Below are 15,026 nucleotides of genomic sequence, written 5' to 3'. Positions count from 1 at the left end.
GGAGAAGTAAAGGGCAATCGGGCGGCATGACACCGCCGTCAGTTGCCCGTTTTGACAGGCGTCAGCCTTTCTTCGCGTTCTCAATGCCTTCCATGATGAGGCGTTCGGCCTCTTCCTTGGGCGCCCATTCTTTGACATTCACCCATTTGTTGGGCTCAAGATCCTTATAGTGGTCAAAGAAGTGCCAGATCCGCTCCAGCATGATCTCTTGGACATCCTGATAGGTGTCGATCTTGTCGTAGTAGCGGGTCAGTTTCGGATGCGGCGCGGCGAGGATCTTCTCATCGATGCCGGCTTCATCTTCCATGATGAGCACCCCGATGGGGCGTGCGCGCAGAACCGCGCCGGGGACCAGAGGGCGATTGCCAAGGCACATGACATCGACCGGGTCGCCATCACCCGACAAAGTGTGCGGAACAAAGCCGTAATTACAGGGGTAGCGCATCGAGGTGTAGAGGAAGCGGTCGACGAACATCGCGCCCGAATCCTTGTCGACCTCATATTTGATCGGCTCGCCGCCGAGCGGCACTTCGATGATGACATTGATGTCGGTGGGCAGGTTATGGCCTGCCGAAATCTTTGAAATATCCATGGCACTGATCCTCTTTGGATCGTGCGCTTAATCGGAATGCTGCAATGCAGCAAGAGGCCCCCGAAAATTGCGGGGCCGCTGCCCGGCAGGAACCGGGCAGAGGTACCGGGATCAGGCGGTCAGTTGATCGCCCAGGGCGGGATAGTCGGTGTAGCCTTCCGCGCCGCCGCCATAGAAGGTCGACTGGTCCCATTCATTGAGCTCAGCGCCAAGCGCGAACCGGGCCGGCAGGTCGGGATTGGAGATGAAGAGCTTGCCGAAGGCGACCGCATCGGCCTTGCCCGCGGCGATCCATTCGGCGGCTTCGGCTGCATTGAACGACCCGTTCGGCACGAAGACGCCGTCCCAGCGCTCGGCGAGCGTTGCGAGCCCGGCCATCACGTCTTCGGGGATATCGCGGCTGAACCGCTCGACGAAGTGAAGATAGGAGAGCCCGCGACCGTTGAGGACATCGACGGCAACGCCATAGGTCCCCTGCTGGTCACTGGCCGACATGTCATTGGCCTGACCATAGGGCGAGAGGCGAACGCCTGTCCGGCCGGGGGCGATTTCGGAAGTCACAGCATCCGTCACCTCACGGAGGAAGCGGATGCGGTGCTCGATCGCCCCGCCATATTCGTCGTCGCGTTGATTGGTGGCATCGGAAAGGAACTGATCGATGAGGTAGCCATTGGCCGCGTGGATTTCGACACCGTCGAACCCGGCCTTAACGGCAAGGCGCGCAGCCCGCGCGTAATCATCAATAGTCTGACGAATCTGATCGAGGCTCATCGCTTGCGGCTCTGAGACATCCTCAAAACCGTTCTTCGTGAAAGTCTGAGTTTTCGCCCGGACGACCGATGGCGCGAGCGGTGAGGCCCCGCCCGGCAGGAGTGAGGTGTGGGAGATCCGCCCGACATGCCAGAGCTGGATCGCTATTCGTCCGCCTGCCTCGTGAACGGCCTCAGTGATTTTTTTCCACCCTTCGACATGGCTGTTTTCATGGATGCCGGGCGTATCAAGATAGCCCTTGCCCATGGCTGAGATCTGGCTTGCCTCGGTGATGATCAGCCCGGCGCTTGCCCGCTGGCGGTAGTAATCGATGGCAAGTTCGGACGGCGTTCCGTCCTCATGCGCACGATTTCGCGTGAGCGGCGCCATGAAGATGCGGTTTGGTACTTCGATATCCCCGGCTTTGAGTGGTTCGAACAAGGGTTTGAGTTCGGCCTGCCGGGGTTCGGGCAGGCTTGTGGTTCCAGTCATCGACATGGTGGAGCTCCTCTCGCATTGAGCATTCGTGGGGCCATAGGTAGAGCCCCCCGCGCCTCATCCAAGGGGCGCGCGCCGCAGGAATTCTGGGGGGTGGATCAGGCGCCCTGTTCGAAGGGACGGAAGCGGATACGCGACGCAGTTGCCTGTTGGTCGGCGGGGGGTTTTGAGTGATCCTCAAGCGCCGCTTCGATCGCCGTGAGGGTTTCCTCATCAGCGATGCCCGTCATCTCTAGCCCAGCTTCGTCCTGAAAGGAGATGACTGCCAGCCGCGTCTTGCGCCCGAAAACGCCGTCCGCGGCGCCGACTTCCTCATGCCCCAGAAAGAGGAGATCTTCCTGCAACTTCCGGACATCGGACCCCGCCATGCCGAGGGAGAGATCGCGGCCTGACCCATCGATCACTTGTTCTGCTGCGCCGAGTAGCTCGAGAACTTTCTCCGTCCACAGAAGGCGTTCATCCTCGTGATAGGCAGGCGAGCTGTGAGTGGGGTCACCGCGATTAACGCCGCGCGAGACAGCGCGGGACTGGCCCTGATCCGCTGGCCATGAGAGGTCCATATGATCCCAATAGGCCGCTGCCACCTCAACTGAGGCTTTCAGGTCGCGCGAGAGGATATCCGGATCCTCGACCAGCGGCAGGCCGGAGATTTCGCCGAAGCGGCGATAATTGTCCTTACCCGTCACTTGGAAAAATCCGCGTCCGCGATACCTCCAGCCATCGCCCGGCTGGTCATTCCCCAGCCGTCCGCCATAGGCGGTATTGGCGATCTTTTCCGGCTGTTTGTGATGCTGTTCGGCCAGTCGCGGATTATTGCGGTAGACGGAGAAAGTCTTTATCAGTTGCGAGGCGCTGTATTTCAGATTTTCCTCTGTCGCCGTCAGCCAGCTCGTCTCGACCAGTCCCTGCCCGATAAAATGGGCCACACGGACGGGTGTGTTGATGCCATATTGCTGGAGCACAGGCCATGAAGAGAGAATGGCGCGGACATAGCTGCCACGCGGCAGCCATTTGACGATGCTCCAGCCCTGACGGCCGGGCAGCATCTTCACCAGCTGGTTGAGGTCGAGGCGGCTCGTGTCATCGAGCTCTAGAAATCGTCCCATGTCTCCCCCGTCGCCGCACAAACGCGCAGCTAAATCTCCACACGCAGGGTAGTCGCCCGCGGGCCAGTCGGCAAGCAGAGGGTGTAAGTCGGGTGAGGGGTTCAGCCGCCGGCGCGGTGAACGGCAATCCGGGCAGTTGCAGCGGTTTCTTCTGTCACCGGCTCAACCAGCGGGATTTCAAGCGCCGCCCATGTCTCAACCAGCGCATCGCAAAGCTGGGCGATCAGCTCAGCATTATGCAGCGGCGTCGGTGTGATGCGCAGGCGTTCCGTACCGCGCGGCACGGTCGGGTAGTTGATCGGCTGGATATAGATGCCGTGGACATCGAGCAGCCGGTCCGCCGCCGCCTTGCAAAGGACGGGATCGCCGACCAGCACCGGCACGATATGGGTTTCTGAATCCATCACCGGCAGGCCGACGGCGTCGAGCGCGACCTTGGTCTCGGCGACCTGACGCTGCTGGCCCTCACGCTCATCGGCGCATTCTTTCAGATGACGGATCGATGCGGTGGCGCCTGCGGCAATCGCGGGCGGCAGAGCCGTCGTGAAGATGAAGCCTGGCGCAAATGAGCGGATCGCATCGACGACATTTTTCGACGAGGCGATATAGCCGCCCAGCGCGCCGAAGGCTTTCGCCAGAGTGCCTTCGATAATGTCGATGCGGCCGGTGAGGCCGAGTGCGTCGGTGATGCCGCCGCCGCGGGGCCCATACATGCCAACCGCATGGACTTCATCGATATAGGTCAAGGCGTTATATTTGTCGGCGAGATCGCAGATCGCCTCGATCGGGGCGATGTCGCCATCCATCGAATAGACGCTTTCGAACGCGATCACTTTCGGCACGTCGAGCGGCAGATTGGCGAGGAGCTGTTCGAGATGCTCAACGTCGTTGTGCCGGAAAATCTTCTTCACGCAGCCCGAGCGGCGAATGCCTTCGATCATCGAAGCGTGGTTCATCTCATCCGAGAGCATGACCGCGCCCGGCAACAGCTTGCCGAGCGTGGACAGGGTCGCGTCATTGGAGACGAAGCCAGAAGTGAAAACGAGGGCCGCTTCCTTGCCGTGCAGGTCCGCGAGTTCTTTCTCGAGCGTGACCAACGGGTGGGAAGTGCCGGAGATATTCCGCGTGCCGCCTGCGCCAGCGCCGGTTGAAAGCGCGGTCGAGGTCATCGCATCAAGCACGATCGGCGACTGGCCCATGCCCAGATAGTCATTCGAGCACCAGACGGTGACGTCTTTCACGCCCTCATCGCTGTGATAGCGGGCCTTCGGGAATTCGCCCACGAGCCGTTCGAGATCCGCAAAAGTGCGGTATCTGTTTTCACGCCGCAACTGGTCGAGGGCGTCTTCAAAATGACCGGCAAACTTCATCGAATTTCTCTTACGCCCTGCGGCACGAGCCGCAAGCCGACTCTCGCCCCCGTGTAAACCGTTTCTATTGTCGAGGCGCAAGCCTCTGACTTCAAGCCCTCAGGCCCCACAAAAGGAGATTTGTCTTCTCCAGTATTGCGAACACTTCGCAGCTTTCCGTCACCCTTTAGTTCAACAGGACATGCGCCTCTCCCTGCCCTCCGGCAAAGGCGGTAAATTGCCACCCTCGCGGAATGTGCAGGACGCGTGCCCGAATTAAGCACCATCCGGGTTGAGAACCCCTTTACGGGCGCCTGACCGCGATGCGTTGACATTCGTCAAGAGAAACCGCGTGCAGCCCGGCACTATACCCCCATCAAGATCCATGATCCCGGGGAGAGACCCATGTACCGCACGCTCTTCGTTCCTGCCTTGAATGACCGGGGCTTCCGGCCATCCCTCAAAGCTGCACTACCGATTGCGCGGACCTTTCATGCGCATATCATCGCGATGCATGTGATCGAGCCAGTGGCGACGATCCAACCCTCTGAGATGGCGATCACCACTGACCTGATCGCAAGGCAGGAAGATGCCCTTCAGGACCTTTCCGAGGAGTTGGGCCGGATTTTCCTCGATTTCTGTGGTGACGAGAATATCGACGTGATTGAGCCCGATGAAGTGCGCGAGCGTCCTCACGCCTCCGCTGCCTGGGTGGAAGCCCGCGGAATTACAGAGGAGCGCGCCGCCGGCCATGCCCGGCTGGCGGATCTCGTCGTTCTCTCACGGCGCGCCGGATCTGCGGCGTTCTCAGCCGGATTTGAGGAAACCATGGTGGCCCGAACAGGACGCCCTGTCCTGATCGCGCCAGAGCAGCCGGGCATCACCCTGCCCTGTCACCCGGTGATCGCATGGAATGGCAGCCGTGAGGCTGCTCGCGCGGTGGCCCTTGCCGAACCCTTCCTGACCCATGCCAAGGAAGCGACCGTCTTGTCAGTCGGCCCGCTGGGCGCTGGCCTGCCGAGCGCTGAAGAACTTGCCGTCTCGCTCCGCCGCAAGGGGATCAAAGCGACAGCCGTTACCCGCGAGAAGCCGCATTCTGGCTCGATCCGCACCGCCATCGACACGGCGGTTGCCGAAGCTGGCGGCGACTTGCTGGTCATGGGCGCCTACTCCCATGCCCGCTGGCGCGAGACGATTGTCGGCGGGGTCACGCGCGATATCCTGCGGGAATCCGACCTGCCGGTCCTTCTCGCCCATTAACCATAAAAAATTTCGCGCCTTCCCACAGCGCCGGGCGGCACCTAGGCTCTGCCCCTTTGAGCCCGGTGGGGAGGGAGCAGCATGGCTGCGCGCATGAAAATCAATGTGGCGACACCGAGCTATGAGGATAGCTATTCGGGTCACTACGTCTCGAGCTTCTACCACCTCATCTACAGCCTGCTGCGTGCACAGATCATCCTTTCGCACACAGGGGTTGATTACGCCGATATCGTCGCCTCACGGAATTATCTGCTGACGAATTTCTATTATGGAAAGACCGATTGCAGCCACATCCTGTTTGTCGACAATGATATGGGCTTTCCGCCCGAGCTGGTGCTCGACATGCTGGAGCTGGATCAGGATGTGACCGGCGCCTTCATCCCCAGTCGTCATATTGACCTGAAATATCTTCATCAGTCCAAAGAGGACTTTGATACAGCCTTGCGCAAATCATTTCGCTTTGTCGGAGAACGCCACCCCTCAGGCGAGACGTCAGGCAAATTCCTCCGTATGACCCGCTGCGGTACGGGGATCATGCTGATCAGCCGCAAGGCGGTCACGAAGATGATCGAGACAATGCCGGAGATCGCGCAGCCGCCTAAAGCCTGCCAGCTTCCCTACCCGATGCCGCATCCGCAATTCCTCACCCCATTTGATAAGGTCGAGGTCGATGGCCGTCAGCTGTCGGAGGATTTCTCCTTCTGCCATCGCTGGACGGAAGGGTGCGGCGGCAAGATCTGGGGCGCACCCCATCACAAGATCAGCCATGCCGGCCGGTTCGTCTTTGAAGGGACGGCGGTCCCCCGCGCTGATTAGCGCAAGGGGCCTTCGCGGCCGCTTTCATAAGCGGCGGGCTTGGATTTACCGGTGTCACGGCCAAGCGGGCTCTGCCAGTCCGGGGTACCCTCGAATGACAGGCTCTCGATGATTTCGTCATCATCATAGCGGTCCGCATCACGGGCCGCAGGACGCTCATGCTCGCGAGCTGCGCGCTCGAACCCAGAGCCGCCCCAGGTGCTGCGAGCGTCATCATCCTCTTCAGGACGGCTGACGGACGCCTTTGGCGCAGGGGTAGGAGCCGGGGCCGGCGCTTCGATCGAATGACCTGCCGCTGGGGCAATCAGCCCACGGAGCGTGCCGCGCGTGCGCTCAAGCTCTTCAGCGAGAGTCGAGGCGCGCTGACGCAAGGCTTCGACTTCTTCGCGCAGACGGCTGTCCTCTTCGCGCTGGGCACGGAATTGCGTCATCTCCGCTTCGCGGCGGGCAAGGTCGCCCTGATCCGGCAAGAGGCTTTTGACCAGATGCAGCGTGCCCATCAGCGTCGAGGGCGAGACCAGCCAGACGCGGGCGCGCTGGCTGTCGCGGACGAGATCGGGGAAGCGGTCATGAAGGATCGTGTACGCAGCTTCTGACGGTAGGAAGAGAAGGCAGCTATCGGCTGTCTCGCCCGGCGAGATGCAACGGTCGGCAGCTTCAAGGATCGAGCGCAGGATTGCGCGGCGGAAGCCATCTTCGGCGGTTTTTGCCTGCGGCATGTTGCGGCGAACCGCATCGCGCGAAGGCAGCTCGTGGAAGGCTTCCATCGGGAAGCCGCCATCTACGGCGATGCGGTGACGCAGGCCTTCAAAACGGATCAGGCAGTCAGCGGTCTCGCCATTGGCGAGGGTCGCGCCGAACTCATACGAGCCGTCGGGCAGCGTGCCGCGCACGACATCCGCCAGACGCACGGTCGTCGAGCTGTCCTGTGCTGCGCGGTCAAGGATTGCGCGTTCAAGACGGCCGACATGTTCCTTCACTTCGTCGAGATCGCCGCGGACATCGGTGATCGCCGTGCCGGTGCGGTTCATCTCGCTGCGGGTGCTTTTGACCTCTTCGTGGACGGTCTTCACCTCGTCATAGACGCGGCCGACCTCGGCGAATTTGGTCTCGAGAATCTGAGTGATGGCGCGGATGCGCTGGCTCTGGCTATCGATCGAGGCAGAGATGCGTTGCACCTGATCGTTGAGCGAGTTCACATTGCGGCCGACTTCATCGGAGGCCGGTGAATAAGGTGCCGGGGTCGCCCGTTCAGAGCTTTTGCGATCAAGGCTGTCGAGCTTGCGGTCGATCGCTGCGATCACAAGGTCGAGACGCGAAGACTGCTCGGCCTTCATTGTATCGAATTGATGAGCGAAATCATCGCGCAGCCGGTCAATGCGATCCGACTGGCGGCGCTCGGAGCGCTCGATGTCGTCACGGATGAACGGCGCAACATATGGCCGGTCACGGTCATCACTGCCGCCGCTGGCCATGGCGCCGCCATGGCGCGGCATTTCAGGCTCGGTGCGCTGAACGAAACTTGTCTCGGCAGTCGAGGCACGGCCCGTCGCGAAGGCGTAACGCGGGGCAGCCTGTTCTTCCACATGATCATCGGGTTCAGGATCGTCGTCCTCTTCCTCGATTTCCGTCTCTTCTTCGGCAGCTGCCTCATATTGGGGCTCTTCAGGTGCCGCGCGGAGCGGAACCACATTGGGAGAAGCTTCTTCCTCTTCTTCCATCGCCACCTGCTCTTCGGCGATCTCCTCGTGCTCTTCCATCATGGAGTCTTCTTCTTCCCTGTCGTCCCCATGCCCATCGAATTCGTGCCCGGAAGCCAAAACCTGTGCGAAGCCGTCACCCTGCGGCTCGTCCTCGATCACGACTTCGGCGTAGCGGTCGTCATAGCGCTCCATATGCGCGCTCGCCATTTCGTCTTCGAAAAGAGGCTCTTCCTGGAAGGCAAAATCATCGCCCCGACGACGGTATCGCCCGGCAAGAATGATCATCATCACCGTCACGGCCAGAACAACCAGCCCGAGGAAACTCAACCAACCTGCATGTTGTGCAAAGAAAGATCCGCTCCCGCCGGCCCCTTCGCGCAAGAGCTCGTCTGCGAGCGCGATCTGTTCCTCAACGGGAATTGGCGCGGTCGCTGCCGCGGTGATGTTAGTCCAAAAACTCATTTCTTACGCCTTCCGTGCACCCCTGCTAGCGGTCAAACATGACCGTTCCCTCGCTCGGATGACCCAGAGTATGACACAGAAAGCTTAAAAGCGAGACTCATGCCAAAAACTTCCACTGCTATTAATATTGATGGATCAATGGATTGGCGCCAGCGTAAAATAAACGCGCAGATTGACGCTCACCTAAAGCGGCCATATCTGGGGAAAATATGACTATCAGAACGATCCTTACGGCACCTGACCCCAAGCTTCGAGAGGTCTCAAAACCGGTTGACGAGGTCACCGATGAGATCCGCAAGCTCATGGATGACATGCTCGAAACCATGTATGATGCGCCCGGCATCGGCCTTGCGGCGATCCAGGTGGGCGAGCCCATCCGCGTCATCGTCATGGATCTTTCCGAAGGCGATGAACCCAAGGAACCGCGCTATTTCGTCAATCCGGTGATCCGCGATCCGTCCGATGAGCTGGCCCCCTATCAGGAAGGCTGCCTGTCAGTCCCTGAATTCTATGAAGAGGTGGAGCGCCCCGACCGGTGCGTCGTCGATTATCTCGATTATGAGGGCAATCCGCAGACGCTGGAGGCCGAAGGGCTGCTTGCGGTCTGCATCCAGCATGAGATGGATCACCTCAACGGCGTTCTCTTCATTGACCATCTCTCGCGCCTCAAACGCGAGCGTATCCTTAAAAAGCTGAAACGCGAAAAAGCCGAAGCAGCGGCCTGAGCCTCATCATGCGTATTGTCTTCATGGGTACCCCGGCCTTCGCGGTCCCCTCTCTTGCGGCATTGATCGCTTCCGGCCACGAGATCGCGGCCGTTTATACCCAGCCGCCGCGCCCCTCCGGGCGGGGGCATAAGGTCCAGAAAAGTCCGGTCCATGCCTTTGCCGAGGATCATGGGCTTGAGATCCGGCATCCCGAGAGCCTCAAATCGCAGGACGAGAAAGAGGCCTTTGCCGAGCTTGAGGCCGATGTAGCGATCGTCGTCGCCTACGGGCTAATCCTGCCCAAGGCCGTGCTCGCCGCCCCTCGGCTTGGCTGCCTCAATTTGCACGGCTCGCTCCTGCCGCGCTGGCGGGGCGCCGCCCCGATCCAGCGAGCGATCATGGCGGGCGATCAATTCACCGGCGTGCAGGTCATGCAGATGGAAGCCGGGCTTGATACCGGGCCCGTCCTTCTCTCCGAGTCAGTGCCGATCACCGCGACCGACACAGCCGCAAGCCTTAGCGAAAAACTGTCCCATATCGGGGCAGACATGCTGCCCCGCGTGCTGGCCGCGCTCGACCGCGGCGGGATCGTCCCGCAAATCCAGCCCGAAGAGGGCGTGACCTACGCCCACAAGATCACGCCCGAGGAGGCGCGGATCGACTGGTCAAAACCGGCGATCGACATTGATGCGCATATCAGGGGGCTGACGCCTGTGCCCGGCGCATGGACGCTGCTCACCCGCGACGGCGAGGAAGTCCGGCTGAAAATCTGGGAGTCGGCCCCCGGTGAGGGGCAAGGCGCCCCCGGCACCATCCTCGGTTCGGAAGCGGAAGGGATCAAAATCGCGGCTGGCGATGGCACCGCCCTTCTCGTCACCAAGCTCCAGCGCCCCGGCAAGGCGGCGCAGGATGCGGACACTTTCCTTCGTGGCTACCCCCTCGCCCCCGGCGAAAGCCTGAGCTGAGCGATGCCGCGCTACCGCATCGAGGTTGAATATGACGGCACGCCCTTTTGCGGCTGGCAGCGCCAGAGCAATGGCTATTCCGTACAGGAAGCACTCGAGGATGCGGGCGCCGCGTTAAGCCAGGGGCCCGCCATGGCAATGGGGGCAGGCCGGACAGATTCAGGCGTCCATGCGATCGCCATGACGGCGCATATCGACATTGAAAAAGATATGCCCGCCGACACGGTTCGAGACGGGCTCAATTTCTATATGCGCGCGCATCCGGCGACGGTGCTGACCGCAGAGCCTGTCAGTGATGACTGGCATGCGCGCTTCTGCTGCACCCAGCGGCATTATCTCTATCGTGTACTGAGGAGGCGCGCCCGGCCCGCCCTGCTCGCCAACCGGGTATGGCAGGTCGCTAGCCCACTTGATGTCGAGGCTATGGCGCAAGGCGCCGCGCATCTTGTCGGCAAACACGACTTTACGACCTTCCGCTCGGCCAATTGCCAGTCGGCCAGTCCGGTCAAGACATTGAACGAGATCAGCGTCACCACCGAGGGCGAGGAGATCCATTTCCGGCTCTCCGCGCGCAGCTTTCTTCACAATCAGGTGCGCTCATTCGTCGGCACACTGATCCAAGTCGGCCTTGGCAAATGGACCCCTGATAACGTTAAGACGGCGCTCGAGGCAGCCGACCGCACGGCCTGCGGTCCCGTGGCCCCGGCGTCAGGTCTTTATTTTGTGAAAGCCGATTACGACGAGCCTATCTGAGCCCGCGCGATTTATCGTCCGCAGCCGAGGCAGAAACCGGAGTCACAGCAGGCAGGCCCGCCTTCGCATCCGCCTCACGCAAATAAGGCATCACCGGATGCTCCTGCTCGCCATAGGCTTCGGCAATGAGAGTTGCGCAGGCCGCACTGCGCGAAGTCAGGTACTCGCCCCGGGCGGCAGCAGCATCCGCGCCCTGCCCTTGCGGCATTTCCTCATGCACTTTTGCGATCGCTAAATCGGCGGCCTTTTGCAGTTTCTCAGGCGGCGCGCCTTCCGCACTCGCCGACAGCTCATATTCCCACATCGCAAGACCGTTGCGGACCTTCAGGCGGATCGGCGCTGGAACGTTTGATGCCGCGCGCATCGCATCAAGGGTGATGGCCTGTATCGCCGCGCAATCGGCAGCCTGTTCGGTCGTGAAATGACCGGCAGGACCCGCCATCAAAAGCGATGCGCCTGCCATGATTGAAATAAACGCCATTGGAAAAGTTCCACTCAGCTAAAAACGGGACGCTACATGTCTTGAGGGCCGCTGCCAAATGACAGGCGGCCCTCATGCTGTCATTGCCCGTAATACTGGGTCGGCAGGTCCCGGCGTTCGAGGTTCCGGTAGCGCTTGACGAGCGCCGACTGGCGGCTGTCGAGCGATTGCGGCTTGCCATCGATGAAGATGACGCGCGGCCGCGAAGAAAGTTCCAGCGGATCGCCGGTCCAGACGACGACATCCGCCGCCTTGCCCGGCGCCAGCGTGCCGAGTTGGTCCTCAACACCGAAGATCCGTGCCGGGACGGCTGTGATCGCGGCCAGTGCCCCGAGATGCGACATGCCATTGGCCACGGCATTTCCGGCCATCTGCGGCATCAGGCGGATATTATGCGTCTCGCCATTGGCAAAAGCGACATCAACACCGGCCTCTTCGAGCCGGGCCGCATTGGCCAGCGTCGCGCCCATATCCTCCCAGAGATAAGGAAGGTTCGTCATCGGATCGATGATCACAGGCACATCGGCGGCAGCAATCTCGTCTGCGACCCGCCACGCCTCGACCGCGCCATAAAGGATAAGGTCGAAACCGAACTCATCGGCAAGATCGAGCGTCCGGCGGATATCGGGCGCCGAGAATGCCGAGATGATGATCGGCACATCCCCGCTAAGCACATCGCCCAGCGCATCCGCATCTTCTGCCGGCAGATGGCCTTCGGTCCAACGCTGGTTATAGAGATATGGGTCACGCGCATAATTACGTGCATCCGTCAGTGCACGGCGGAACATGGCGATCGATGCCGCCCGGTTATCGCCCGCGCGCCGCGCGCCCGAATAGCCAAGCAGGGCCGTCTGCGCTGCGCATTCCTTGATTAGTGGATCCATTGATCCATCAAGAACGATCAGGGCGCCACAGCCGCCAAACTGGGTGTCCCCACCAGCTAACAGGCCGACATGGGCGCGTGTTACACCCGCCGAACGCGATACGGGGATCACGGTTGAATCGGGATTGATTGCATCCGCCGCTTTCAGCGAAGCCGAAAGCGGGAAGCCCCCGACCCGACGGTCATTGGCATCGTCCGCGAGTTCAATCTCTTCAAGCGCGAGCCCCGAGATTGGCGAGAAGAGGCCCGGCGTTACCGGCGCGCCACCGGCGTCATAGACTTCTGCATTGTCCGGGATCGTCACATTGCGGCCCGCCGCCACGATGACGCCATCCCGAATGATGACAGTGCCATTGACGATCTCACCGGGATCGGCCGCATCGCCGGTCATCATCAGATGACCATTTGTGATCGCATAAGTCTGGGCCGTAGCAACCCCGGTGAGGGCCGCCATGCCGAAAGCGAGGGTGGAAATCAGCTTTTTCATGTCCATCGCACCTTATTTACCTGCGCCGCCATTCGGGCCCTGGCCAATCTGGCCCAGCTCGAAATCCGACCGCGGATTGATATTGGGATCGTTCCGGTCATACATCAGCGCGCCGTCGATGAAGACTTTCTCCGCCTGCGAATAGACAGAGAAGGGATCGCCCGACCAGATCACGACATCGCCCATCTTGCCGGCCTCCAAGGTGCCGGTCTGATCGAGAATGCCCATGGCCTTTGCCGGGTTCGAGGTGATCCAGGTGATCGCCTCTTCGGGGGTGATGTTGAGGCCGATGGCATTGCCGTCCGCCATGGCTTTTGCGGTTTCCTGATTGAGCCGCTGGATCCCCACATCGCTGTCCGAGTGGATGATCGCGCAGCCCTCGGGCTGGGCCGCCACCAGTGCTGCATTCTCGCGCACGCCGTCATAGGCTTCGAGTTTAAAGCCCCACCAGTCGGCCCACATCGCCGCGCAGGTGCCGTTCTTGGCAAGGAGGTCTGCGGCCTTATAGGCCTCAACCGCGTGCTGGAAGGAGGAGACCTTGTAGCCGAACTCTTCTGACATATCGATGACCTGCGCCATTTCGTCCGCACGGTAACAATGCATGTGAACGAGGATCTCTCCGTCCAGCGCCATGGCAAGGGTTTCAAGCTTCAGATCGCGCGAGGGCGGATCTGCATCCTCGCCATCCTCGATCTTTTCTGCGTAGACGTCCCATTTTTTCTTATAGGCCGCCGCATCGATCCAGCCGTCACGATAGCCGCGGAAATTGCCCATGCGAGTTGAGGGACTGGACTTGCCATAAACCCGTTTGGGGTTCTCGCCGCAGGCCATTTTGAGACCATAAGGCGCGTCAGGAAATTTCATTTCCTGAACCGTCCGTCCGGGGACGTTCTTGATCGTCACCGTGCGGCCGCCAAAGAGGTTTGCAGAACCGGGCAGGATCATCAGCGAGGTGATACCGCCTGCCAGCGCGCGATTGAAGCCTGGGTCTTGTGGCCAGATCGAATGCTCCGCCCACACACCAGCCGTATTCGGGCTGGTCGCTTCATTGCCGTCCGAGGTCGAGCTGACCGACGGCGCGGGATAGACACCAAGGTGCGAGTGAATGTCGATAATGCCGGGGGTCACGAATTTGCCCGCCGCATCGATCGTCTCCGCGCCATCGGGGATATCGACTTCATCAGCAGCGCCAACCGCGGCGACCTTGCCATCATGAAGGACGACTGCGCCATTCTCGATCAGTGTGCCTGTCCCGGTCAGGACAGTCGCGCCGGTGATGACGACATCCTCTGAGGGATAACGGATATAGGTCGAAGGATAAGGGTTCTTGTCAGGCAGTTCTGCAACCGCCTCCCCATCCTTCTTCTTGGTTTCCTTGGACTCGCTGTCATCCCCTGACCCGCCGCAGGCAGCGAGCGTCAGGCAGGCAGCAAGGAAAATCGTCGTTTTCCGCATCTTACCCCATCCTCTGAGTTCATTATTTGCCGGGAACATGACCGAGACGGCCCGGACCAGCAAGCTTGCACGGAAACGCTCGTGCAGCAGGCCGCGTTAAGAGAATGCATATGCGTGGGCAGATTGTCTGCCCGCCAGCCCCAGAGGAGAACGAGATCGAGGTCTCCAGCTCCTCTGAAAACTCAGCTCGACACTATTTCTGCCGGACATGCGGCATCAGGTGCTGCATGTAATCGGCTTTGCCGATCACAAGCCCTTTCATCCGCATCAGGTTATAGGCCGTGACGACGTGGAAATAGAAATTCGGCATCAGCCATTCGGCGAGATAGTCATCGCCGTTCAGCTCCAGATACATCTCGCCGGGCAAATTGATCGTCTTGATCTTTTCGAGATGTGAGGGGTCGAGCGCCGCACGGCATTTCTCGATCCGCGATCTCGTCTCGGTGATATGGGCGGTAAGCTCCTCCCAGCTCATCGTCTCGGCGCTCGTCTCGGGCGCCTCCTCGCCCATGACCCAGGCGGCAAAGCCGTTTGGCTGATTGCAGGCAAAGACGATCTGATAGGGAAAGGGGAGCATGTCCGGCGCGACGCGCGCGGTCATGATGTCATCGAGGGAGCGGTCTTCCCCGGCAAACTGGCCTTGAGCCTTCGCCATGAGATTGCCCAGCATCTGGAGCCGCGAGTCAAAGATATCGCAGGCCTGCATCAGTTTGTGCACGGTCATTCCGGTGTCCCCTCTCTAACTTGGTCACCGGCATA

Annotated in this window: 14 protein-coding genes; 5 read left to right on the top strand and 9 right to left on the bottom strand. The window is 60.7% G+C overall.

Going from position 1 to position 15,026, the window contains the following annotated elements; genetic code table 11:
• Positions 1–61 precede the first annotated feature (61 nt).
• The 4 genes from ppa to hemA form a co-directional block, all read right to left on the bottom strand.
• The gene (gene ppa / locus DX908_RS09945) at positions 62–592 is read right to left on the bottom strand and encodes an inorganic diphosphatase (RefSeq protein WP_116392189.1); all 531 of its coding nucleotides are present in this window, start codon (positions 590–592) and stop codon (positions 62–64) included.
• Between the two features lie 111 nt (positions 593–703).
• Complete coding sequence (locus DX908_RS09940) at positions 704–1,840, bottom strand: alkene reductase (RefSeq protein ID WP_116392188.1); 1,137 nt, start codon at positions 1,838–1,840, stop codon at positions 704–706.
• Between the two features lie 98 nt (positions 1,841–1,938).
• Positions 1,939–2,946 carry a peptidoglycan-binding protein gene (locus tag DX908_RS09935; RefSeq protein ID WP_116392187.1) on the bottom strand — a complete coding sequence of 336 codons (1,008 nt, stop codon included), beginning with the start codon at positions 2,944–2,946 and terminating at the stop codon, positions 1,939–1,941.
• A 101-nt stretch (positions 2,947–3,047) separates the two neighbouring features.
• On the bottom strand, positions 3,048–4,316 hold the full coding sequence (gene hemA, locus DX908_RS09930) for a 5-aminolevulinate synthase (protein WP_116392186.1): 1,269 nt from the start codon (positions 4,314–4,316) through the stop codon (positions 3,048–3,050).
• Positions 4,317–4,700: 384 nt separating this feature from the next.
• Between hemA and DX908_RS09925 the strand changes: the two genes are divergently transcribed.
• Positions 4,701–5,555, top strand: coding sequence for a universal stress protein (locus DX908_RS09925; RefSeq protein WP_116392185.1), 855 nt, complete (start codon positions 4,701–4,703; stop codon positions 5,553–5,555).
• Positions 5,556–5,636: 81 nt separating this feature from the next.
• Positions 5,637–6,371, top strand: a complete 735-nt coding sequence (locus DX908_RS09920; RefSeq protein ID WP_116392184.1) for a hypothetical protein — start codon at positions 5,637–5,639, stop codon at positions 6,369–6,371.
• On the opposite strand, the gene rmuC is transcribed toward DX908_RS09920, so the two are convergent.
• Positions 6,368–8,536 (bottom strand): DNA recombination protein RmuC, encoded by a 2,169-nt coding sequence (rmuC, locus tag DX908_RS09915; protein WP_116392183.1) that lies wholly within the window; start codon positions 8,534–8,536, stop codon positions 6,368–6,370. The two genes, DX908_RS09920 and rmuC, sit on opposite strands and share 4 nt — an antisense overlap.
• Before the next feature lie 209 nt (positions 8,537–8,745).
• On the opposite strand from rmuC, the gene def reads away from it, so the two are divergent.
• The 3 genes from def to truA are packed head-to-tail and all read left to right on the top strand — an operon-like array spanning position 8,746 to position 10,961.
• The gene (gene def, locus DX908_RS09910) at positions 8,746–9,261 is read left to right on the top strand and encodes a peptide deformylase (RefSeq protein WP_116392182.1); all 516 of its coding nucleotides are present in this window, start codon (positions 8,746–8,748) and stop codon (positions 9,259–9,261) included.
• A gap of 8 nt (positions 9,262–9,269) precedes the next feature.
• Positions 9,270–10,208 carry a methionyl-tRNA formyltransferase gene (gene fmt / locus DX908_RS09905; protein ID WP_116392181.1) on the top strand — a complete coding sequence of 313 codons (939 nt, stop codon included), beginning with the start codon at positions 9,270–9,272 and terminating at the stop codon, positions 10,206–10,208.
• 3 nt (positions 10,209–10,211) lie between these two features.
• On the top strand, positions 10,212–10,961 hold the full coding sequence (truA, locus tag DX908_RS09900; protein ID WP_116392180.1) for a tRNA pseudouridine(38-40) synthase TruA: 750 nt from the start codon (positions 10,212–10,214) through the stop codon (positions 10,959–10,961).
• Here the strand turns inward: truA and DX908_RS09895 are convergent.
• The 4 genes from DX908_RS09895 to DX908_RS09880 all read right to left on the bottom strand — a co-directional run bounded on the left by DX908_RS09895 (position 10,954) and on the right by DX908_RS09880 (position 14,991).
• Complete coding sequence (locus tag DX908_RS09895) at positions 10,954–11,442, bottom strand: hypothetical protein (RefSeq protein ID WP_116392179.1); 489 nt, start codon at positions 11,440–11,442, stop codon at positions 10,954–10,956. The genes truA and DX908_RS09895 overlap by 8 nt on opposite strands.
• An 80-nt stretch (positions 11,443–11,522) precedes the next feature.
• A complete protein-coding gene (locus DX908_RS09890) occupies positions 11,523–12,812 on the bottom strand; it encodes an amidohydrolase family protein (RefSeq protein ID WP_158548649.1) in 1,290 nt (429 codons plus the stop codon).
• A gap of 12 nt (positions 12,813–12,824) precedes the next feature.
• Positions 12,825–14,267 carry an amidohydrolase gene (locus DX908_RS09885; protein ID WP_116392177.1) on the bottom strand — a complete coding sequence of 481 codons (1,443 nt, stop codon included), beginning with the start codon at positions 14,265–14,267 and terminating at the stop codon, positions 12,825–12,827.
• A gap of 193 nt (positions 14,268–14,460) precedes the next feature.
• Complete coding sequence (locus DX908_RS09880) at positions 14,461–14,991, bottom strand: DUF1993 family protein (RefSeq protein ID WP_116392176.1); 531 nt, start codon at positions 14,989–14,991, stop codon at positions 14,461–14,463.
• Positions 14,992–15,026 lie beyond the last annotated feature (35 nt).

This window comes from Parvularcula marina (genome assembly GCF_003399445.1).
Lineage (GTDB): Bacteria > Pseudomonadota > Alphaproteobacteria > Caulobacterales > Parvularculaceae > Parvularcula > Parvularcula marina.
The sequence above is the reverse complement of the archived record's forward strand: the minus strand, read 5'-3'. Positions and strand labels throughout refer to the sequence as shown.

Excerpts from the sequence above, each read along its gene's own strand:
- ppa (WP_116392189.1), bottom strand. The coding sequence starts at position 592 with ATGGATATTTCAAAGATTTCGGCAGGCCATAACCTGCCCACCGACATC.
- DX908_RS09940 (WP_116392188.1), bottom strand. The coding sequence starts at position 1,840 with ATGTCGATGACTGGAACCACAAGCCTGCCCGAACCCCGGCAGGCCGAA.
- DX908_RS09935 (WP_116392187.1), bottom strand. The coding sequence starts at position 2,946 with ATGGGACGATTTCTAGAGCTCGATGACACGAGCCGCCTCGACCTCAAC.
- hemA (WP_116392186.1), bottom strand. The coding sequence starts at position 4,316 with ATGAAGTTTGCCGGTCATTTTGAAGACGCCCTCGACCAGTTGCGGCGT.
- DX908_RS09925 (WP_116392185.1), top strand. The coding sequence starts at position 4,701 with ATGTACCGCACGCTCTTCGTTCCTGCCTTGAATGACCGGGGCTTCCGG.
- DX908_RS09920 (WP_116392184.1), top strand. The coding sequence starts at position 5,637 with ATGGCTGCGCGCATGAAAATCAATGTGGCGACACCGAGCTATGAGGAT.
- rmuC (WP_116392183.1), bottom strand. The coding sequence starts at position 8,536 with ATGAGTTTTTGGACTAACATCACCGCGGCAGCGACCGCGCCAATTCCC.
- def (WP_116392182.1), top strand. The coding sequence starts at position 8,746 with ATGACTATCAGAACGATCCTTACGGCACCTGACCCCAAGCTTCGAGAG.
- fmt (WP_116392181.1), top strand. The coding sequence starts at position 9,270 with ATGCGTATTGTCTTCATGGGTACCCCGGCCTTCGCGGTCCCCTCTCTT.
- truA (WP_116392180.1), top strand. The coding sequence starts at position 10,212 with ATGCCGCGCTACCGCATCGAGGTTGAATATGACGGCACGCCCTTTTGC.
- DX908_RS09895 (WP_116392179.1), bottom strand. The coding sequence starts at position 11,442 with ATGGCGTTTATTTCAATCATGGCAGGCGCATCGCTTTTGATGGCGGGT.
- DX908_RS09890 (WP_158548649.1), bottom strand. The coding sequence starts at position 12,812 with ATGAAAAAGCTGATTTCCACCCTCGCTTTCGGCATGGCGGCCCTCACC.
- DX908_RS09885 (WP_116392177.1), bottom strand. The coding sequence starts at position 14,267 with ATGCGGAAAACGACGATTTTCCTTGCTGCCTGCCTGACGCTCGCTGCC.
- DX908_RS09880 (WP_116392176.1), bottom strand. The coding sequence starts at position 14,991 with ATGACCGTGCACAAACTGATGCAGGCCTGCGATATCTTTGACTCGCGG.